Below are 20,711 nucleotides of genomic sequence, written 5' to 3'. Positions count from 1 at the left end.
CAAACTCAACTGCCCACTGCTCCGGCCATGATCCGGCCGACTGAAATGCTGTCGGCCAAGACGCTTGCCGATCCGCGCAGCCGGCAGGCGCGCGCCGATCTCGCGACCTTCGCCTCCGACGAACGAATGGTGCAATTGTGCAATCTTGAAGCCATGGACCAGATTCGCCGCTGGCGCGCGGACTTTCAGCCGGAGCGGGTCGTGCCCTATGCAATGGCGGAGGAAAAAATCACAGGAACCACGATTGCAGCAACTGGTGCGGCTTTCCGCAGTCGCAGAAACTGGTATGGTCTGAAATTCAAATGCCAGCTCGCACAGGACGGCGAAAGCGTCATCGGCTTTGAGTTCCTGGTCGGCGATCCCGTGGCCAGGGAAAAATGGGACGAGCTTGGCTTGCCGGCGGTGCACTAACCGAAATCCGGCGGGCTCCACCAGGCAGCCGCCTGGCCACAATGCCGTGGCCGTTGTGTGGTGACCCAAAAAACCTTATCAAGGCGCACGACCGGGCGGTGGTCGTTGCCGAGATTTTGGCACCTCATTCGCAACAGGATCGCGCTCCGCGCGTGGAAAAATGACAAAAACCCTTCGCAAATCGCTTCGCAAATTCGCCATTGCCATCCCGCTTCTCGCCCTTGGCTTCTATTTCATCCCCATCCTGACGACGATCTTCATCGTTTGCGGCCTGATCGACGTGCTGCGCAACGACAGGAAGGATCTGTCGCTGTTCTCAGGCTACTTCCTCGGCAACGGCCTGTTCACCTGGCTGCTGTCGCCGTTCAATCTACTGGTCGATCTCTTCTGCTACAGAAATCCCGGCGTGTGGAAGCTGGAGCAGTTTCCCGCTGACTATCAGCGCGAGGTCAATGAGGTCCTGGACATCTTCAAAGCGCGCAAGGACGAGATCATCGCCGACATCGACGCTAATTTCGGCGCCGGCCGACGCGGCATGTATGTCTACCAGTGGTACGGCAAGCACAAAATCGACAACGTCGCCGAGTTCAACAAGGATTTCAAATACATCAAGACGATCGCCGTTTCCGTTTTCAGCAAGCGCGAATCGACCTCCTGGCATTTCGGACCGCTGCGGCTCAGTCTGCGCATCCTCTACAATCTGGTCCCGGTGAAGTCGGAGATCTTCGTCGAATGCGGCAGCGTCAAGAACTACTGGTACGACAATCCGCTGTTCATTTTCGACGACACGCTGCTGCATCGCTCGGTCAATGAATATGATGGCCGCCGCTACTGCGTGTTCATGGACATTATCAGGCCGTCCCCGTTCCCGGGGCTGATCGCAGGCATGCTCGCGGTGGTCTCGGTCAGCGTCGAGCGTATCAATTCGATGTTCTACAAGAACTGGAAGATGATCGGCTCGACCAAGCCGAAGAAGGTCGAAACCACCTGAACTGAGAGCCCGTCAACGCTGCCGGCAGCGCCGCTAACGGCAGCTTCCTGGGCCCTTTATGGGCGTTCTCTATGCTTGCGACGTGCGCGTTTCAAGCATCGGCCCATTTGGGCTCTCAACAATTCACTATATGAATCTAGTCACAAGATTCGCTGGAGCGGCCCCTGGCGGTGTCAGGGGATGGCTTCGGTTCGGTCCCGGCAGTTCTCTTCCCCTCCTTGGCGGCTTCGAGTGACAAAGAACAAGATCTTCGGATTCTGGACGGGTACCTACCTATGCACAGTGTTGATTGGGGTCGCCCTCAGCGCTGTGTACGTAAATCTCGAAGAGTCCGTCTACTATTGGGACTACGCTGCCTATTTCAACATGTTCAACCAGCAGGGCGCTCTCATGGTCGAGAGCCCCTTCAAGTGGCTGAGCCAATTGAGCATCTCTATCGCGACCGAAGATTACGGCGTGGCGATCCTGGTGCCCCTGATGCCGTTTCACATCGTTTTTGGCGGCTCACGACTTTCCTTCGTTTTCGGGATTGTCGCGGTTTACCTGGTCCCGGCGGTTCTTTTCATCGGCAGAATAAGCTATCTGGAGGCGACGTCCGAGACGCCTTCCCGAAGTTGGATCGCCGTCTGGAGTGCCGCCTTTCTGTATACTCCGTTCTGGGCGCCGACGCTGCGTGGAATGCCTGATGTTGCCGGCTGTCTCGCTTTGACCGCGGCAACCTATTTTCTCTGGAAGTCAAAGTTCCTGACCCGCGAACCCGTGTTGAGCGCAATGTCCGTCGGCGCGTGCCTGTGGTTGGCGTTCATGCTACGCCGCTGGTACGCCTATGCCGCCATCGGGATCACCGTTTCGGCGGCATTGCTGGGTTTGCGGCAGATCGCAAGAGACCGGGATTTGCCGGCCTTCCGCAACGCGGCTCTGGGCGGCGCGTGTGTGTTTTTCCTCATTGCCGCCACAGCGTTGAACTTCCAGCTGCCACTGATCGGCAAGATCCTGGGAACCAGCTACGGCGACCTTTACAGCGGCTACAGGACAAACTTTGTCACCCAACTCGGTGAAATCGGATCCCGGCTCAGCTATCTGAACTGGGCGCTGATCATAGCAGGCCTCTACTTCTCCGTAGTGCGCCGCAACGGGTTTGCCTTGTTCTGCGCCATGGCTTCGGTGCTCACCTTCCTGATCTTTATCCGGACGCAGGACCCGGAACGTCATCATTCGCTGCCAATATTCCTTTGGCTCTTTCCCGCCTATGCCCAGGCAATCGTCTCCATCGTCTCGGCGCCAACCCTGAAATCACGATGGTCGACCGCCGCCATGGCCGCTTTTGCCGGACTTGCTTTTCTGGGCACGTTTTTTCCAGCCGGCCGTCAGCTGTTGTCGCCGGTTGGCTTCGTCTTCGCCAGGGAAGCCACGCTTCCCCTGCACCTCGACAATCTTCCTGAATACAAACGCCTGATCGATGACCTCATCGGCAGGATGGGACCGCAGGACCGTTTTTCGGTGTTTGCCTCGGGTCCTGTGATGAGCGACGCGCTGTTGTTCGGCATGAAACCGGACCTGTTTACGTATGTCGGGTGGATTTGCCAGGTGGACAGTCGTGATCGCTTCCAGCCGGACGCATTGAAATCCAGGTATGTCGTCGTGACGGACCGGCCTGTTACGCATCTGCAGCCGGGCGCGCAGATCTGTGTCACGATTCCCAACCAGTATATCTTCGAGGGCAAGGGCATCGGTGCCGCATACAAGCGCATTGCGCAGTACCAATTGTCCGGCGGCGTGAACGGTTATCTCTATGAGCAGATGCGCCCGGTCAGCAAAGCCGAGATCGATGCGCTCTACGCCGAGTTCAGGAAGAAATATCCGGACTGGGCAACGCCGCAATGGTGACGATCGGCCCGAGCGGGCGGCGGCCTCGAGAGAATAAGGTTTTCGGATTCTGGTCGGGAATTTACATCGTCAGCGCGCTGCTTGGCGCAGCATTGACCGCGATTTACCTCAATCTCGAAGACGCCGTTTATTATTGGGATTTCGCCGGCTATTTCGACAGGTTCAACGAACAGGGCGCGCTCCTGGCCGCTAGTCCCGTTCAGTGGCTCGGCCAACTGAAAACCTCGATAGCGACGGAAGATTTGAGTGCCGCCATCCTTGCGCCGCTGATGCCGTTTCACGTCGTTTTCGGCGGTTCAAGGCTTTCATACATCGCCGGGATCGTCACGGTTTACCTCATTCCCACGGCTCTTTTCATCGGAAGAATGAGCCATATGGAGGCGGTTTCCGGGGCTCCTTCATCGCGAACTGTGCTTGCCGTCTGGATCGCAGCCTTTCTCTATACGCCGTTCTGGGCGCCGACGCTGCGTGGGCTGCCGGACATTGCCGGTTGCCTCGCGCTCGCCGGCGCGACCTACTATCTCTGGAAATCAGAATTCCTCACCCGTGAACCGGTGAGCAGCGGTGTACGCGTCGGCGCCTATCTGTGGTTGGCATTCATGCTGCGTCGCTGGTACGCCTTCGCTGTCATGGGGATCGCCATTTCGGCTGCCTTCTTTTGCTTGTTTCAGGCTGCAACGGAGCGGAAGTTTTTGCCCTTGCGGAACGCCGCGTTGGGAGGGATCTATGCAATCCTTGTCATTGTCGCGGCCGCGCTGATCTTCCAGCAGCCTCTGGTCGTCAGGATCATGGGAACCAGCTACGCCGACCTCTACAGCGGCTACAGGACCACCTTCGTATCGCAGCTTGCCGAGGTAGGCTCGCGATTGAGCTATCTGAACTGGCTGCTGATTCTGTTGGGCCTCTGCATCTCTGTTGTACGCCGCAACAGATTTTCCTTGTTGTGCGCCGTTGCCTCGGTGCTCACCTTTCTGATTTTTTCGCACACGCAGGATCCGGACCGCCACCATTCCTTGCCGATGTTTCTCTGGCTCTTTCCTGCCTATGCCCAGGCGATCGTTGCGATCGTTTCAATGCCGGCGTTGCGATGGCGGTGGTCAACCGCAGTCATAGCCATTGCCGCCATATTGGCTTTTGCAGGCACGTTCTTCCCGATCGGTCGCCAGTTGCTGTCACCGGTCAGCTTCGTTTTTGCCAGGGAAGACACGCTTCCTCTTCACCTCGACAATCTCCCTGAATACGGACGGCTGATGGACGACCTCGCCAGCAGGATGGGACCCGAGGACCGTTTCTCGGTGTTTGCTTCGAGCCCTGTGATGAACGAGGCGCTGCTTTACGAGATGAACAAGGATTTGTCCCCGCACGTAAGCCTGGCTTGCCAGGTGGACAGCCGGGAGCAATTCAGGCCCGAGACACTGCAATCCAGATACATCGTCGCAACCGATCCTCCTGTGGCGCATTTGCAGCCGGGCGCGCAGCTCTGCATCACGATCCCGGATCAATATATCCTCGAAGGCAAGGGCATCGGGGCGGCATACAAACGTATCGAAACCTATCAGCTCTCCGGCGGCGTCGCCGGCTATCTCTATGAGCAGATGCGCCCGGTCAGCAAAGCCGAGATCGAAGCGCTCTACGCCGAGTTCAGAAAGAAATATCCGGACTGGACAACGCCTCAACGGTGACGATCGACGGCCTATCCCGGTACAGGTTCCCGGCCTGGCCGCACTGCGCAGCCGCTCTTGCACCATCGTCCTATAGCGCCCTCAAGCCCCGGTCCTCTAAAACTCAATGCTGCGGATATATCTGAACGGATATAACGCTGCTTGAGTTGGAAGCGACAATCGCCTTGGGAGGATGAGGTGAGCGGACGGCAGCCGACGGGTCACCATGCGGATTTCATCCAGGCCTCCATCGCCAGCAACGATGCGGCGCGCTCGGCGCTGGTTGCGTCGTGGCGGCGCTCGCTCACTCTGCACGGCCTCGATCCGGCCGAACGCAAGGCGCCGCGACGTCTCACCGAAAGCGAGTTGAGCGAGGCCCGGCAACGCATCGAGCCATTGCTGCGCGCCGCGGATGCGAGCCTTGACCGTCTTTACCTTGCCGTTGGCGGCGTTGGCTGCTGTGTGCTGCTTGCCGACCGTGACGGTATTCCGGTCCAACGCCGCGGCGCCGTCGCTGATGACGATACATTCGACGAGTGGGGGTTGTGGACGGGCACGGTGTGGAGCGAGGACTCCGAGGGCACCAACGGCATCGGCACTTGCCTTGCCGACCAGCGCGCGCTGACCATCCACCGCGACCAGCATTTTTTCTCACGCAACACACTGCTCAGTTGCACCACGGCGCCGATCTACGATCACGAAGGCAATCTGGCCGCTGCGCTCGATGTGTCATCCTGCCGGTCAGACCTGACCGAAGGCTTCGTCAACCTGATCGCCATGGCCGTGGGCGACGCCGCGCGCCGCATCGAGGCCGAGAATTTTCGCCTGGCATTTTCCGATGCCCGCATCCTGCTGGCGCCGGTCGCCGAACGCAGCGCCAGCGCATTGATCGCCGTCGATGCCGACGATCTGGTGGTCGGCGCAACGCGTTCGGCGCGCCTCGGTCTTGGGATCACACAGCAGGCCTTGGCCAAGGGCCTGCCTGCCGCCGATATCCTCGGCGGCTCGGCCAAGGCAACTGAAGACCTGGATGAAGCCGAGCGTGGCGTGGTGCAGCGCGCCATGGCGCGGGCCGAAGGCAATGTCTCGGCGGCGGCCGGCAGTCTCGGAATCTCGCGGGCGACCTTGCACCGCAAGCTTGCCCGTTTCGGCATTCGCCGACCGCACTGAGCTTTCCGGTTGGCGACTGTCGCAGATCTGCGACAGTCGGCCACGGCGAGTGACCGGCCAGGGCTGACAAGCCGGACATCATCGCCAACTCTTCACGATGACGCGTCACATTCCGTGGCGCTGCTTCTTGGGAGGAAGACGATGAACAAAGTTGAATTTTCCCGCACGGCCAAGGTTCCCTTCGCCAAGCGATACGACAACTATATCGGCGGCAAATGGGTCGCTCCGTCGTCGGGACAGTATTTCGAGAACATATCCCCGGTAAACGGCCGCCCGCTGGGCGAGATCGCCCGCGGCAATGCCGCCGATATTGAACTGGCACTTGATGCCGCCCATAAGGCCAAGGACGCCTGGGGCAGGACCAGCCCGGCTGCGCGCGCGTTGATCCTCAACCGGATCGCCGACCGCATGGAAGACAATCTCGACCTGCTGGCGCTGGCCGAGACCTGGGACAATGGCAAGCCGATCCGCGAGACGACCGCCGCCGATCTGCCGCTCGCGCTCAGGAAGGCAGCCTGTCGCAAATCGACGATGACACCGTTGCCTATCATTTCCATGAGCCGCTGGGCGTCGTCGGCCAGATCATTCCCTGGAATTTCCCGCTGCTGATGGCCGTGTGGAAACTGGCGCCGGCACTTGCCGCCGGCAATTGCGTTGTGCTGAAGCCCGCCGAACAGACACCGGCCACCATCATGCTGTGGGCGGACCTGATCGGCGATCTGTTGCCGGACGGCGTGCTCAACATCGTCAACGGCTTTGGCCTCGAGGCCGGCAAGCCGCTCGCCTCGTCGAACCGCATCGCCAAGATCGCCTTCACCGGCGAGACCACGACCGGCCGGCTGATTTCGCAATATGCCAGCCAGAACCTGATCTCGGTGACGCTGGAACTCGGTGGCAAGTCGCCCAACATCTTCTTCCAGGACGTGACATCGGAGGATGATGATTTCTTCGACAAGGCGATCGAAGGCTTCGTCATGTTCGCGCTCAACCAGGGCGAGGTCTGCACATGCCCCAGCCGGGCGCTGGTGCATGAGAAGATCTACGACAAGTTCATGGAGAAGGCGCTGAAGCGCGTCGAGGCGATCGTCCAGGGCGATCCGCTCGACCCGGCAACCATGGTCGGTGCGCAGGCATCGAGCGAACAGCTGGAGAAGATCCTGAGCTATTTCGACATCGGCAAGCAGGAAGGCGCCCAGGTGCTGATCGGTGGCGAGCAGAACCATCTGCCTGGGGATCTTGCCGGCGGCTATTACGTGAAGCCGACCGTGTTCAAGGGCCACAACAAGATGCGCGTCTTCCAGGAGGAGATTTTTGGGCCGGTGGTGTCCGTCACCACCTTCAAGGATGACGACGAGGCGCTGTCGATCGCCAATGACACGCTCTACGGCCTCGGCGCCGGCATCTGGAGCCGCGATGCGAACCGCTGCTACCGCTTCGGCCGCGCCATCCAGGCCGGCCGTGTGTGGACCAATTGCTACCACGCCTATCCTGCACACGCGGCGTTTGGCGGCTACAAGCAATCCGGCATCGGCCGCGAGAACCACAAGATGATGCTCGACCACTATCAGCAGACCAAGAACATGCTGGTCAGCTACAGCCCGAAGAAGCTCGGCTTCTTCTGAGAGCCTCCCGAGGCAGCGCATGATCCTTTCCGAGGGATCATGCGCGCTCTACTTGCAAGGCGAGGCTCACGGGCCTCGCCTTGATCCATTCACGAAGGAGGACGGCATGCTCGACAAGGTTTCCCTCGGAAAAGTCTCGGCGACGCCGGAGGCCAGAGCTTTTCTGGCAGAAATCATCGCCGATCACGGTCCGGTGCTGTTCCACCAGTCGGGTGGTTGTTGCGACGGCTCCTCGCCGATGTGCTATCCCCAGAACGATTTTATCGTCGGCGATAATGATGTGATGCTGGGTGAGATCGGCGAGACGCCGGTCTATATCAGTTCTTCGCAGTTTGAGGTCTGGAAGCACACCGACCTCATCATCGACGTGGTGCCGGGCAGGGGCGGGATGTTCTCGCTCGACAACGGTCGCGAGAGGCGATTCCTGACACGTTCAACCGTCTGTGCCATTCCGGAAGTATCAACTCAGGCTTGAAGGGATTGACGTTGCTGCCCCGGCAGGGGCAATAAACGACGATGTTCAATCTGCTTCTCGTAGTCATTGGCGGCGGCATTGGCGCTGGCATCCGACATCTCACCAACATCGGCGCGCTGCGCCTAATCGGGCCAAATTATCCCTGGGGCACGATCGTCATCAACATCGTCGGCTCCTTTGCCATGGGCCTGTTTATCGCCGCCCTGATGCGCCGTGGCGGGTCGAACGAACTAAGGCTTTTCGTCGCCACCGGCATCCTTGGCGGCTTCACCACCTTTTCAGCCTTTTCACTGGATTTCGCGACGCTGTGGGAGCGGGGAGCCACGCTGCCGGCATTTGGATACGCGCTGGCCAGCGTCATTGGCGCCATTATCGCCCTGTTCCTGGGACTTTGGCTCGCAAGAAGCCTGCCTTAGTGCTATTGCCGCGCCAAGAGCAGGCCAAGCGCTGCTAAAAAACGGATAAGCGAAGACAATATGGCAGGCGTTGAACAGATCACGGTGGAGGCCGGCGAGGCGGGCATGCGGCTCGATCGCTGGTTCAAGACCCATTTCCCGGGGCTTGGCTTCGGCCATCTGCAGAAGTTGCTGCGTTCAGGCCAGATTCGCGTCGATGGCGGCCGGGTCAAGGCCGACAGCCGTGTCGAGCCTGGCCAGGTGGTCCGTGTTCCGCCGCTCGAGGTCGACAAGAAGGGCGAGAGCGCGCTGACCGGCCACTCGATCCGCAACCAGGGCGATGCCGACGTCCTGGCAAAAATGCTGATCCATGAGGACCCGAAGGTTTTCGTCTTCAACAAGCCGGCAGGCCTCGCGGTGCAGGGCGGTTCTGGCGTCACCCGCAATGTCGACGACATGCTGGAAGCCTGGCGCAACCAGAAGGGCGAGAAGCCGCGGCTGGTCCATCGTCTGGATCGCGACACGTCGGGCGTTCTGGTCGTCGCGCGCAGCCGGCTTGCCGCCATGAAGCTATCGGAAGCGTTTCGCGCCCGCGAAACGAAGAAGACCTACTGGGCCCTGGTCAAAGGCGTGCCGCCGAAGCGCGAGGACAAGATCTCGACCTGGTTGATCAAGGAGCCGACCGAGGACGGCGACCGCGTGCGGGTGGCCGCGCATGGCGAAAAGGGCGCCGACCACGCCGTGTCCTACTACCGCATCATCGAGCAGGCGGCGCAGACCATGACATGGCTGGAGATGGAGCCTTATACGGGCCGCACCCACCAGCTTCGCGTTCATGCCGCCTATATCGGCTGCCCGATCATCGGCGACCCGAAATATTTCGAGGCCGACACCAACTGGGATTTCCCTGGTGGCATTCAAAACCGCCTGCATCTGCATGCGCGCCGCATCATCATTCCGCATCCCGACAAGGGCGTCATCGATGTCACCGCGCCGATGCCGCCGCATATGCGCCAGAGCTGGAACCTGATCGGCTTCGACGACGCCAGCGCGGAGGATTGATCTTGAGTGGCGCCGCCGACGCGCTGGATCGGCGCGACACAGTCGACATGGCCGCCGCCGCCATCATGGTCGGCCTGACCTTTTCCTGGGGCCTGAACTACGTCGCCGCGAAAATCTCCTACACCGGCTACGACCCGGTCTTCCTGTCGATCGCGCGCTCCGTCATCGGCGGCTTCTGCGTCTTCCTCTGGTGCCGCTGGCGCGGCATCGCGCTGTTCACGCGCGATGGCACATTGCTGGCCGGCATCCTGGTTGGCGTGCTGTTCGGCATCGAGTTCCTTTGCCTTTATGTCGGCCTGGAGCACACGACCGTTGCCCGCAACACGCTGCTGGTCAACACCATGCCGTTCTGGATGCTGGTCGGCGGCCACTTCCTGCTTGGCGAACAGATCACCTTGCGCAAGTTCCTTGGCCTGCTGCTGGCCTTCGCCGGCCTTGCCGCCGTCTTTTCCGACAAGCTCGGCGGCGGCGGCGACATGCTGTTCGGTGACCTGTTGAGCCTTGGCTCCGGGTTTTTCTGGGCGCTGACCAATATCCTCATCAAGCGATCGAAACTGGTTGAGGCGAGCGCCGAAAAACTGCTGCTCTACCAGCTCGCGGGCGCGGCGGTCGTTGGTATGCTGGTGATGCCTCTTGCCGGTCCACCGGTGCGCGATCCCACGATGTTGGCGACGTCGGCCCTGCTGTTTCAGGCGGTCTTTATCGTTGCCTTCACCTATGTCCTGTGGTTCTGGCTGCTGCGCCGCTATCCGGCCTCCGGCCTGTCCAGCTTCACCTTCCTGTCGCCGGTTTTCGGTGTTTTGTGCGGCGCGGTCATCTTGAACGAGCCGCTGACCATTCGCATTTTCCTGGCACTTGGCTTGATTGCGGCGGGCCTGATCATCGTCAACCGACCAGCTCGCAAGCTGACCCCGGTGTGAGTGAGGTTCTTCATGCGTGACATCCTCAGCGACCTCGAAGCGGGCAAGTATCTTTCCGATCCGGATCCGGTGCGTCGCGCCCAGATCCAGATGAAGACGCCGCTGCCCAAGCGCTTCTACAAGACCGTTTCCGTTGCGCCGGTGGAGGGCGGTTTTGCCGTGCATCTCGACGGCAAGCCGGTGCGCACGCCGGGCAAGGCGCTGCTGGCGCTGCCGACCGAAGCGGCTGCAACGCTGGTTGCAAACGAGTTCGCCGAGCAAGGCGAGACGATCAATCCGGTGTCGATGCCGGTGATGCGCCTGGTCAACACCGCCATCGATGGCGTCGCCAGCGATCCGCAGGCGGTGCTGGAAGACATATTGCGCTTTGCCTCGTCCGATCTGCTCTGTTACCGCACGGATGCACCGCAAGGGCTGGTCGAGCGGCAGAACGAGCACTGGGATCCGGTCATCGATTGGGCACGCGCCGCACTAGGGGCACGCTTCAACCTTGCCGAGGGGATCATCCATGTCGAGCAGCCGCGCGAAACCATTGCGGTGCTGGGTGTCCATCTCAGCCAGCGTGCGGAACCCCTGCGGCTGGCCGCCATCCACGTCATGACGTCGCTGACCGGTTCGGCGCTGCTGGCGCTGGCCGTCGACTTCGGTGAGCTCGACGTGGAGGCCGCCTGGGCCGCCGGCCATGTCGACGAGGACTGGCAGATCGAACAGTGGGGACAGGACGCCGAAGCTGTCGCGCGCCGCGCCGCCCGCAAGCGCGACATGATCGCTGCCGTCGATCTTCTCGAAGCGCTTAAGGCTTTACCGCAGCGCACCTAATACCAAAGTCATAATCCCAAAGGCGCTCTGCCGTTGGCGAGCGCTTTCTGTCATTTTTTCCTTGATGGCTGTCGTGAGTCCGCGCTCGGAGGAGAACGCGGACGGAATAGGCGCAGCATCGAGGACAGGGTCTCACGGGAGGACAATTCCATGGCAATTGCATCGACCGCCGGCGGAGCAAGCCGCGGCATGACGCGGGAAGAGAAGAAGGTCATTTTCGCTTCCTCGCTCGGCACCGTTTTCGAATGGTACGATTTCTATCTCTACGGCTCATTGGCGGCCTTCATCGGCTCGACCTTTTTCGCCCCGACCATTCCCGAGGCGACGCGCAACATCTTCGCGCTGCTGGCTTTTGCCGCAGGCTTCCTGGTGCGCCCGTTTGGTGCGCTGCTGTTCGGTCGCATCGGCGACCTTGTCGGCCGCAAATACACATTCCTCGTCACCATGACGATCATGGGTCTGTCGACCTTCCTGGTCGGTCTGCTGCCTGGCTATGCAACCCTAGGCATCGCGGCTCCTGTGATCCTGATCGTCCTGCGCATGCTGCAGGGCCTGGCGCTGGGCGGCGAATATGGCGGCGCGGCGACCTATGTCGCCGAGCACGCGCCCGATGACCGCCGCGGCTTCTACACCTCATGGATTCAGACGACAGCGACGCTCGGCCTGTTCCTGTCGCTGATCGTCATCCTCATCGTGCAGGGATCGCTGAGCAAGGAGACCTACGCCGCCTGGGGCTGGCGCATTCCGTTCATCGTCTCTTTCCTGCTGCTCGCCGTTTCGATCTGGATTCGGTTGTCTCTCTCGGAGTCTCCAACCTTCCAGAAGATGAAGGACGAGGGGAAGGGCTCCAAAGCGCCGCTCTCGGAAGCCTTTGGTCAGTGGAAGAACGCCAAGATCGCTCTGCTGGCATTGCTCGGCCTCACCGCCGGCCAGGCCGTCGTCTGGTACAATGGCCAGTTCTACGCTCTGTTCTTCCTGCAGAACGTGCTCAAGGTCGACGCGCAGTCGGTCAACATCATGATCGCCGTCGCGCTGGCGCTCGGCTCGATCTTCTTCGTCGTCTTCGGCTGGCTGTCCGACAAGATCGGCCGCAAACCGATCATCATGGCTGGGCTTGCGCTCGCCATCGTCTGTACTTTCCCGCTGTTCAAGGCATTGACCTGGGCTGCCAATCCCGCACTTGCCAAGGCCCAGCAGAACACGCGGGCGACGGTGACGGCGGCGCCTGGCGACTGCAAGTTCCAGTTCAATCCGGTCGGCACCGCCAAGTTCACGACGTCCTGCGACATCGCGACTTCGTTCCTCACCAAGAACTCGGTTCCCTATGACGTGGTGTCGACGGCCGCGGCCGGAACCGCTGCATCAGTCAAGATCGGAACAGAAACTGTGGCGTCCTACGATGCTGTCGCCGCCGGCGATCAGGCCAAAGCCAAGGACGCCGCCTTCGTCAAGGCCGTCAACATGTCGTTGCAGGACGGCGGTTATCCTCTGAAGCGTGCGGCGATCAAGGTTGCCGACCAGAAACTCGATGCGTTTATCGCGGCCAACCCTGAGCTCAAGCTGGACGCGGCCGCCATCCGTGGTGGCGAAAAGACAGCCGTGCCGGCCGACCAGGCAGTCAAGGACAAGCTGCTGACCAGCGATGAGGCAACGGGCGCACCCGAGGTCACCGTCTACAACATACCGGGCGGCGGCGCCTTTGCCATGTTCGCCGATCCGGCGGCGGTGAACTGGCCGATGACAATCGGCATCCTGTTCATCCTGATCCTGTTCGTGACCATGGTTTACGGGCCGATCGCGGCGATCCTGGTCGAGATGTTCCCGACCCGCATTCGCTATACCGGCATGTCGCTGCCCTATCACATCGGCAATGGCTGGTTCGGCGGCTTGCTGCCGGCGACAGTGTTCGCGCTCAGTGCCTACAAGGGCGATATCTACTACGGCCTCTGGTATCCGGTGGTGATCGCGGCATTCACGCTCGTCATCGGCATGATCTTCGTCAAGGATACGCTTGGCACCAATCTGCACGCCAAGGAGTAGCCAGCGGATCATCGTCCAATGAAAAGCCCGGGGTGAGCAATCACGCCGGGCTTTTCATATCTGAGACCTGAAGAAGCGGTCAGCTCTTGCGCTGATTGTCTTCCTCGACCGCCGCTTCGTGATACCAGCCGTCAAAATCGGCGTGCGTATAACGCAACGAGGCCACTTCTGCCGCGAATTTGGCCTTGGCGCCTAAATTTGAGGCAGATTTGCGCCCTGCCAGAGGGAACATCAGGATTGTTGCCGACGGACGGGAGATGGTGGCTTCCATAAGCGGCCTCCTTTCTCTTTCAGGAGTTTTGCGATTCATCTTTCAATGAAGATAAGTCTTGCGATTCCTTTAGGCAATATGCCTACGAAAAGATCATTGTTTGCCTACTATTTGTGCATTTGATGCCTCTGATCGATCTCGATCCAGTGATGAGGCGGCTCAGCAAATTCAGCGCGATATCGCGGCCATTTTGCCGCACCCGACGATGTCGGAGTGGCACACGATTTGCATTTTAGGAATCGGCAGCGCCGGCTGCTGACGGCGCACGCATGTCGACGCCGTTTGGTGTTCGGTGAACAAGCAACGAGAGGCTAGAATGACGAAATACAAGCTCGAGTATATCTGGCTCGATGGATACACCCCGGTCCCCAACCTTCGCGGCAAGACGCAGGTCAAGGAATTCGCCGAATTCCCCACCCTCGAAGAACTTCCGCTGTGGGGTTTCGATGGCTCCTCCACGATGCAGGCCGAGGGCCACAGCTCCGACTGCGTTCTGAAGCCGGTCGCGGCCTATCCGGACCCGACCCGCACCAATGGCGTGCTGGTCATGTGCGAAGTCATGATGCCCGACGGTGTCACGCCGCACGCCTCCAACAAGCGCGCCACCATCCTCGACGACGAGGGTGCCTGGTTCGGCTTCGAGCAGGAGTATTTCTTCTATAAGGACGGTCGCCCGCTCGGCTTCCCGGAGACCGGCTATCCCGCACCGCAGGGTCCGTACTACACCGGCGTCGGCTACAAGAATGTCGGCGATGTCGCGCGCCAGATCGTCGAGGACCATCTCGACCTCTGCCTTGCAGCCGGCATCAACCATGAAGGCATCAATGCCGAAGTGGCAAAGGGCCAGTGGGAATTCCAGATCTTTGGCAAGGGCTCCAAGAAGGCCGCCGACCAGATGTGGATCGCCCGCTATTTGCTTCTGCGCCTCACCGAAAAATACCGCATCGACATCGAGTTCCACTGCAAGCCGCTCGGCGATACCGATTGGAACGGCTCGGGCATGCATGCCAACTTCTCGACTGCCTATATGCGCGAAGTCGGCGGCAAGGCGTATTTCGAATCGCTGATGGCGCAGTTCGACAAGAACCTGATGGACCACATCGCCGTCTACGGTCCCGACAACGACAAGCGTCTGACCGGCAAACACGAGACCGCGCCATGGAACAAGTTCAGCTATGGCATCGCCGACCGTGGCGCGTCGATCCGCGTGCCGCATTCCTTCATCAAGAATGACTACAAGGGCTATCTGGAAGACCGTCGCCCGAATTCGCAAGGCGACCCCTACCAGATCGCCTCGCAGATCCTGAAGACAATCTCGGAAGTTGCGACCGACGCGAAGGTTTCGGCCGCTGCCTGATTGTTTCGCGGCGCGGATCGCAAGGTCCTCGCTGCAGAGAAACAACCGATCGAAAAAAGGCCCCGGCGCAAAACGCCGGGGCCTTTTTCGTGATGCTCGCGCAAGGTGTCTAGCTGGCCGCCTTCAAGCGGCAACAGCTCCGCGTGCTTTCAACGCGGCCAGCACCTTGGCATGTGGCAAGGCGGGACTGCGGTTGCCGTCGCGGCCGGTCATGTCGCTGTTGGCGACGAGCGCATTGAGCACCGCCTCTTCGGTCGCTTGCACGACGGCGGTGTAGAAATCATCCATGCGGCCCCACGGGATGAAGTCCATGTGGCTGTAGCTCAATTCGCCGGCCGGCCCCTTCGGGAAACGGCCGGTGAGCGCATCGCGGTTGGCGGTTGAGAAGCCGAGGAAAATATCGCCGGAGAAATGCGAGCCTGTAGTCCCGGTCCGCGCCAGGCCGAGCGGCACGCGCCGGGCCAGCGCCTTGCATTGGCCCGGCAAGAGTGGCGCGTCGGTGGCGATGATGCCGATGCAGGAGCCAGCGCCCGTCGGGCCACCCCGGAAGTACGCCTCCATCGGGTTGTCGTCTGCCAGCTGATCACCAAGCGGTACGCCGGCGATGGTGAGTTCGCGCCGCGACCCGAAATTGGCCTGCAGGAAGACACCGACCGTGTAGGAGCGATGGCCGTAGTCGACGATCCGCGAGGCCGTACCCGAGCCGCCCTTGAAGGCATAGCAGTTCATGCCGGTGCCACCGCCGACCGAGCCTTCCTCGATGCGGCCGCCAGCCGCGTTGTCGATTGCGGCCATGGCGTGATCGACAGTGACATGCGAGCCGTTGATGTCGTTGAGATAGCCGTCCCAGGTTTCGGCCACCACCGGCAGCAGCCACTGGTTGGCGAGATCCGGTTTGTGGCGCGCCACCCAGTCGATGACGCCGCGATGGCAAGGGCCGACCGCATGGGTGTTGGTGATCAGGATCGGCAGGCTGATGCTGCCGGCCTCCTCGATCCATGATGCGCCGGTCATTTCGCCATTGCCGTTGAAGGAATGATAGCCGGCGGCGCAAGCAATGCCGACGCCGTCATGGCCGAACGGCAGGATGGCCGTCACCCCGGTGCGCACCGGTCCCTGTCCGAGACTGAGCTTGCCTTCGCCCTTGACGATCGTGGAGTAACCGACCAGGACGCCACCGACATCGGTGATGGCATTGGCGGGGCCGGGCGTGCCTTGCAAGAGAATGCCGAGCGCGCGGGCCCGCGCTTTGCCGGCTGGTGTGGCGGTGTGGGTCGGCAGTTGGTCCATGCTTGGGTCTCGCTCCGCTGATGTAAGCCGGCTCAGCGAAGGCTGCAGCCGGTCGCGAGCTCGGCATAGCTGGTCAGGATTGCCAGCGCCGAAGCCTGATCGACCGCCGGCACGAGATTGACGAGATGCAGCCCCAGGCCGTCCTCGAGCACTACAAGGCTGCGCGCGATCGTCTCGCTGGTGGCCTGCAGTTTGAAGATGCCGGTGGCGGCACCCGCTTCCAGAATGCCGACATAGATCGACACCTGTCGCTCGAACAAAGTGATGTGGCGGGCAGCATAGCTCGCATCCGAGCGCGAATAGGCGCCGAGTTCGAGCAGCAGCCGGCAGAGCTGGTCGTCCGCATCGGTCGGCAGCCCGTTCTCGATCATCGTCTTCAGGCGCAACCGGGGATCGGCGATCTCGGTGACCGACGCCGCACGTATCGTGCAGAACCGCTCGACAGCCTTGCGCTGCACATCGTCCAGCAGGTCCTTCAGGCCGGGATAGTAATAGAGCAGGGCGCTCGAACTCATCCCTGCCTCATTGGCAACGTCGCGCAGCGTGACGGCGGCGAGGCCGCGCCTGGCGATCATCGATTCTGCCGCCGCGACGAGCGTGAGGCGGCGATCGGTCTGAGTTTTGGGTCGTCCCATTTCTGTTTCCTGAATTCAATTCAGTTTAAAGCGAGTGCGCGAAATTTTGCAAGCACCAATGAACCATATTTGTTGACGATATCTGACTCCATCGATAGGTTCCGCTGCGGAGGATAATTTTTATCTTATTAAAAAAAGGGGAGGACGATGTCTACAAACGAAGCAACAACAGGAGCGGCCGACAAGGCTGCTCCAACCGCCAAGGGACTGGATCGGGCGCTCAATGCTCTGGGCACGCTGATGATCGTGCTGTCGGCCGTGACGCCGGCATCCTCGGTGTTCATCATCGTGCCCGGCGTCATCGCGCTCGCTGGCACCGGCTCATTCCTGAGTTTCGTCATTGCCGCCGTCATCGGGCTGTTCATGGCCTTCGTTTATGCCGAATTGTCGTCGGCCTATCCGATGGCGGGTGGTGAATACACCATGATCGGCCGCACGCTCGGCCACTTCTGGGGCTTTGTCACACTGGTGCTGGTGTTCGTCTCGATCGTGCTGATCGTCGCCGTCATCGCGCTCGGCGTCGGCACCTATCTCGGTGTGCTCATTCCCAATCTGAGCCCGCAATGGGTTGGCGTGGTGACGATCGCGCTGGCCGGCACGGTCGCGGCCATGCGTATCAAGCTCAACGCCTTCGTCACCGGCATCTTCCTCGGCATCGAAATGCTGGCTCTGCTGGTCCTGACCGGGCTCGGCTTTGCCCATGTCGAGCGGCCGCTGTCGAGCCTGTTCACGTCGCCGCAATTGCTCGATGCCACCAACACGCTGGTGCCGGCGTCGGCCGGGATCATCCTAGCGGCCACCGCCGTTTCGCTGTTTGCCTATAATGGCTATGGCGCGGCCGCCTATTTTGGTGAGGAGACGCAGGACGCCAAGCGCAACATCGGCAAGGTCGTGGTCTGGGCGCTTTTGATCACCGTCGCGGCGGAACTCATTCCGCTGACGGCCGTGTTGCTGGGGTCGCCGGATATTGCAGCATTGCTCGCCGCGCCCCAGAAGATAGAATATTTCCTCGAGGCGCGCGGTGGCCATGCGTTGACGGTGCTGATCAGCCTTGCCGTCGCGGTTGCCATCTTCAACGCGGTCATCGCCATCATCCTGCAGGCGGCGCGGCTGCTGTTCAGTTCCGGCCGCGACAAGACCTGGTTCGGCCCGATCAATGCCGCGGTCGCGTCCGTCCATGGCAGCTACGCATCGCCATGGATCGCCACCATTGTCGTGTCGGTACTGGCGGCGATCGCCTGCTTCATCGACATCAACCTGCTGCTGGTGGTCAGCGGCACCTCGCTGGTGGTGATCTACGCGCTTCTGTGCGTGGCGGTGTTTGCCGGGCGCCGCAACGGCAGCACCTCTGGCGGACACTACCGCATGCCCTTGTTTCCGGTTCCAGCCATCCTTGCCTTCGTGGCACTGATCTATGTCGCCTACCAGAACCTGCTCGATGCCGCCTTCGGGCGCCCGAGCCTGATTGCGACGCTGCTGATCATGGCCGTGGCGGCGATCTACTATGTGCTGGTGCTGGCCAGGCGAACGGACTGGAACCTGCACGGCCCCGACGAGCTTGCCGGATAGGCGTCGCCCTCCGACGCTCTGTCTGTGCGAGAACCCCGGCCCTTGCCGGGGTTCTTTTTGTCCTGCTGGCCCGGCGAAGCGAATTCCCCCAAAAAAAGTCAGGTTGAAAAGGATCGGGTAAATTCACCGGGCCGAGAGGCTTTTGGCTGACGCTGAATGCCACCACGGGTGGCATGCTGTTCCGCGTTCCCGGAAAAAGCCCGGAAAACGGCCTGTTTCAGGTCGTCCGTACACCAATGATCAGTTATATAAGCCTCTGATCAAACACCGAAATCGACGTTCAACACCTCTGGCCGGCGGCGTTGACAGATCACGCCGCGGCATGCGTATTCGTGGCCGGGGTTACGCCAAAGCGATGCTGTTCGAACGGGGCGGGGTTTCTTGAACGACGGCATTGGCGGGGGCGCCGGACGAGCGGGCATTGCAGCCTGAGGCAGTGCGCCGCTCGCTCCTGGCGATCGATTGCGATCGAAGAGTCGCCGGCCAGCCTTTATTCGCGGCTTCTGCTGGTGGCCACAGGCCCAGGCAAGTCCAGCTATCAAACGATCCCTAAAACCAGAAGAGAGTGCCCGTTGTTGCGTGGCCCGCCACGCGATCGATGGCCATTGGGTGACAGCAAAAAGCCCTTGAAGGCGGAAAACCTTCAAGGGCTTTCATTGTTATCCCAGCGGGATCTTAAACCGAATAATACATATCGTATTCGACCGGATGCGGGGTCATTTCGAAGCGCATCACCTCGGCCATTTTCAGCTCGATGTAGCTGTCGATCTGGTCGTCGTCGAAGACGCCGCCGGCCTTCAGGAAGCCGCGATCCTTGTCGAGGCTCTGGAGTGCTTCACGCAGCGACCCGCAGACGGTCGGGATCTTCTTCAGTTCCTTCGGCGGCAGGTCGTAGAGATCCTTGTCCATCGGCTGTCCCGGATGGATCTTGTTCTTGATGCCGTCGAGACCGGCCATCAGCAACGCGGAGAAGGCCAAGTAGGGATTCGCGCCCGGATCGGGGAAGCGCACTTCGACGCGCTTGGCCTTCGGCGACGAGCCGAACGGAATGCGGCACGAGGCCGAGCGGTTACGCGCTGAATAGGCGAGCAGCACCGGCGCTTCGTAGCCAGGCACCAGGCGCTTATAGGAGTTGGTCAGCGGGTTGGTGAACGCGTTGACCGCCTTGGCGTGCTTGATGACGCCGCCGATGAAGAACAGGCAATTCTCCGACAGGCCGGCATATTCATTGCCGGCGAAGGTCGGCTTGCCACCCTTCCAAATCGACATGTGGACATGCATGCCCGAACCGTTGTCGCCGAAGATCGGCTTCGGCATGAAGGTTGCCGTCTTGCCATAGGCGTTGGCGACCTGGTGCACGACATATTTGTAGATCAGCATCTTGTCGGCGTTGCGCACCAGCGCGTCGAACTTGATGCCAAGCTCATGCTGGGCGGCAGCGACTTCATGATGATGCTTTTCGACGCGCACACCCATTTCGGCGAGCACGGTCAGCATTTCGGAGCGCATGTCCTGCGCGGAATCGATCGGCGGCACCGGGAAATAGCCGCCCTTGACGCGCGGGCGGTGGCCGAGATTGCCGGTCTCGTAGTCGGTGTCGTCATTGGACGGCAGTTCGGTGGAATCGAGCTGGAAGCCGGTGTTGTAGGGATCGGCCTTGTACTTGACGTCGTCGAAGACGAAGAATTCGGCTTCCGGGCCGACATAGATAGTGTCGCCGATGCCTTCGGCCTTCATGTAGGCTTCGGCCTTCTTGGCTGTGCCGCGCGGATCGCGGTTGTAGGATTCGCCCGAGACCGGGTCGAGAATGTCGCACAGGATGACCATGGTCGACTGCGCGAAGAACGGGTCCATGTGGACCGTGTCCGGATCGGGCATCAGCACCATGTCGGACTCGTTGATTGCCTTCCAGCCGGCAATCGAGGAGCCGTCGAACATGACGCCGTCGGCAAACATGTCTTCCTCGACCTCGACGACATCCATCGTCACGTGCTGCAGCTTGCCCTTCGGGTCGGTGAAGCGCAGGTCGACGAATTTCACGTCGTTGTCCTTGATCTGCTTCATGATGTCTTTGGCTGTCGTCATGTCATGTATCCCTGTTTGGTGACGTGTTTTTTGATGGATGACGTTTCCTGG

Annotated in this window: 17 protein-coding genes and 1 pseudogene; 14 read left to right on the top strand and 4 right to left on the bottom strand. The window is 60.8% G+C overall.

The window, feature by feature from the left end:
• The first annotated feature begins 45 nt into the window (after window positions 1–45).
• The 12 genes and pseudogenes from EB235_RS22495 to EB235_RS22440 all read left to right on the top strand — a co-directional run bounded on the left by EB235_RS22495 (window position 46) and on the right by EB235_RS22440 (window position 13,453).
• The gene (locus EB235_RS22495; RefSeq protein WP_245268740.1) at window positions 46–411 is read left to right on the top strand and encodes a DUF930 domain-containing protein; all 366 of its coding nucleotides are present in this window, start codon (window positions 46–48) and stop codon (window positions 409–411) included.
• A gap of 160 nt (window positions 412–571) precedes the next feature.
• Window positions 572–1,402, top strand: coding sequence for an aspartyl/asparaginyl beta-hydroxylase domain-containing protein (locus EB235_RS22490; protein ID WP_027028853.1), 831 nt, complete (start codon window positions 572–574; stop codon window positions 1,400–1,402).
• A 231-nt stretch (window positions 1,403–1,633) separates the two neighbouring features.
• Window positions 1,634–3,289, top strand: a complete 1,656-nt coding sequence (locus EB235_RS22485) for a hypothetical protein (RefSeq protein ID WP_027028854.1) — start codon at window positions 1,634–1,636, stop codon at window positions 3,287–3,289.
• Window positions 3,283–4,971: a hypothetical protein gene (locus EB235_RS22480; protein ID WP_051429568.1), complete on the top strand. Its 1,689-nt coding sequence runs from the start codon at window positions 3,283–3,285 to the stop codon at window positions 4,969–4,971. Before EB235_RS22485 ends, EB235_RS22480 begins: the two co-directional genes overlap by 7 nt.
• Before the next feature lie 177 nt (window positions 4,972–5,148).
• Complete coding sequence (locus EB235_RS22475; RefSeq protein WP_027028856.1) at window positions 5,149–6,120, top strand: GAF domain-containing protein; 972 nt, start codon at window positions 5,149–5,151, stop codon at window positions 6,118–6,120.
• 141 nt (window positions 6,121–6,261) lie between these two features.
• Window positions 6,262–7,742 (top strand): annotated as a pseudogene (gene adh / locus EB235_RS22470) (aldehyde dehydrogenase).
• 106 nt (window positions 7,743–7,848) lie between these two features.
• Complete coding sequence (locus EB235_RS22465) at window positions 7,849–8,217, top strand: DUF779 domain-containing protein (RefSeq protein WP_027028857.1); 369 nt, start codon at window positions 7,849–7,851, stop codon at window positions 8,215–8,217.
• Window positions 8,218–8,258: 41 nt separating this feature from the next.
• Window positions 8,259–8,633, top strand: coding sequence for a fluoride efflux transporter CrcB (crcB, locus tag EB235_RS22460; protein WP_027028858.1), 375 nt, complete (start codon window positions 8,259–8,261; stop codon window positions 8,631–8,633).
• Between the two features lie 60 nt (window positions 8,634–8,693).
• Entirely contained in the window at window positions 8,694–9,674 is a 981-nt protein-coding gene (locus tag EB235_RS22455) for an RluA family pseudouridine synthase (protein WP_027028859.1), read from the top strand.
• Window positions 9,675–9,721: 47 nt separating this feature from the next.
• A complete protein-coding gene (locus EB235_RS22450) occupies window positions 9,722–10,594 on the top strand; it encodes a DMT family transporter (RefSeq protein WP_051429838.1) in 873 nt (290 codons plus the stop codon).
• Window positions 10,595–10,606: 12 nt separating this feature from the next.
• Complete coding sequence (locus EB235_RS22445) at window positions 10,607–11,413, top strand: ATP12 family chaperone protein (protein WP_027028861.1); 807 nt, start codon at window positions 10,607–10,609, stop codon at window positions 11,411–11,413.
• A gap of 150 nt (window positions 11,414–11,563) precedes the next feature.
• A complete protein-coding gene (locus EB235_RS22440; RefSeq protein ID WP_027028862.1) occupies window positions 11,564–13,453 on the top strand; it encodes an MFS transporter in 1,890 nt (629 codons plus the stop codon).
• Between the two features lie 79 nt (window positions 13,454–13,532).
• Here the strand turns inward: EB235_RS22440 and EB235_RS22435 are convergent, their stop codons facing one another.
• Window positions 13,533–13,724 carry a DUF2735 domain-containing protein gene (locus tag EB235_RS22435; protein WP_027028863.1) on the bottom strand — a complete coding sequence of 64 codons (192 nt, stop codon included), beginning with the start codon at window positions 13,722–13,724 and terminating at the stop codon, window positions 13,533–13,535.
• A gap of 316 nt (window positions 13,725–14,040) precedes the next feature.
• On the opposite strand from EB235_RS22435, the gene EB235_RS22430 reads away from it, so the two are divergent.
• A complete protein-coding gene (locus EB235_RS22430) occupies window positions 14,041–15,081 on the top strand; it encodes a glutamine synthetase beta-grasp domain-containing protein (protein WP_027028864.1) in 1,041 nt (346 codons plus the stop codon).
• Between the two features lie 123 nt (window positions 15,082–15,204).
• On the opposite strand, the gene EB235_RS22425 is transcribed toward EB235_RS22430, so the two are convergent.
• Both EB235_RS22425 and EB235_RS22420 read right to left on the bottom strand, forming a co-directional pair.
• Window positions 15,205–16,371 (bottom strand): P1 family peptidase, encoded by a 1,167-nt coding sequence (locus EB235_RS22425; RefSeq protein ID WP_032925345.1) that lies wholly within the window; start codon window positions 16,369–16,371, stop codon window positions 15,205–15,207.
• Between the two features lie 32 nt (window positions 16,372–16,403).
• On the bottom strand, window positions 16,404–17,006 hold the full coding sequence (locus tag EB235_RS22420) for a TetR/AcrR family transcriptional regulator (protein WP_027028866.1): 603 nt from the start codon (window positions 17,004–17,006) through the stop codon (window positions 16,404–16,406).
• A 147-nt stretch (window positions 17,007–17,153) separates the two neighbouring features.
• On the opposite strand from EB235_RS22420, the gene EB235_RS22415 reads away from it, so the two are divergent.
• Window positions 17,154–18,575, top strand: coding sequence for an APC family permease (locus tag EB235_RS22415; protein WP_051429569.1), 1,422 nt, complete (start codon window positions 17,154–17,156; stop codon window positions 18,573–18,575).
• 675 nt (window positions 18,576–19,250) lie between these two features.
• On the opposite strand, the gene glnA is transcribed toward EB235_RS22415, so the two are convergent.
• On the bottom strand, window positions 19,251–20,660 hold the full coding sequence (gene glnA, locus EB235_RS22410; RefSeq protein ID WP_027028868.1) for a type I glutamate--ammonia ligase: 1,410 nt from the start codon (window positions 20,658–20,660) through the stop codon (window positions 19,251–19,253).
• Window positions 20,661–20,711 lie beyond the last annotated feature (51 nt).

It is taken from the genome of Mesorhizobium loti R88b (assembly GCF_013170845.1).
In the GTDB taxonomy this organism is placed as follows: Bacteria; Pseudomonadota; Alphaproteobacteria; order Rhizobiales; family Rhizobiaceae; genus Mesorhizobium; species Mesorhizobium loti_B.
This window is presented reverse-complemented; position numbering and strand designations above follow the sequence as displayed.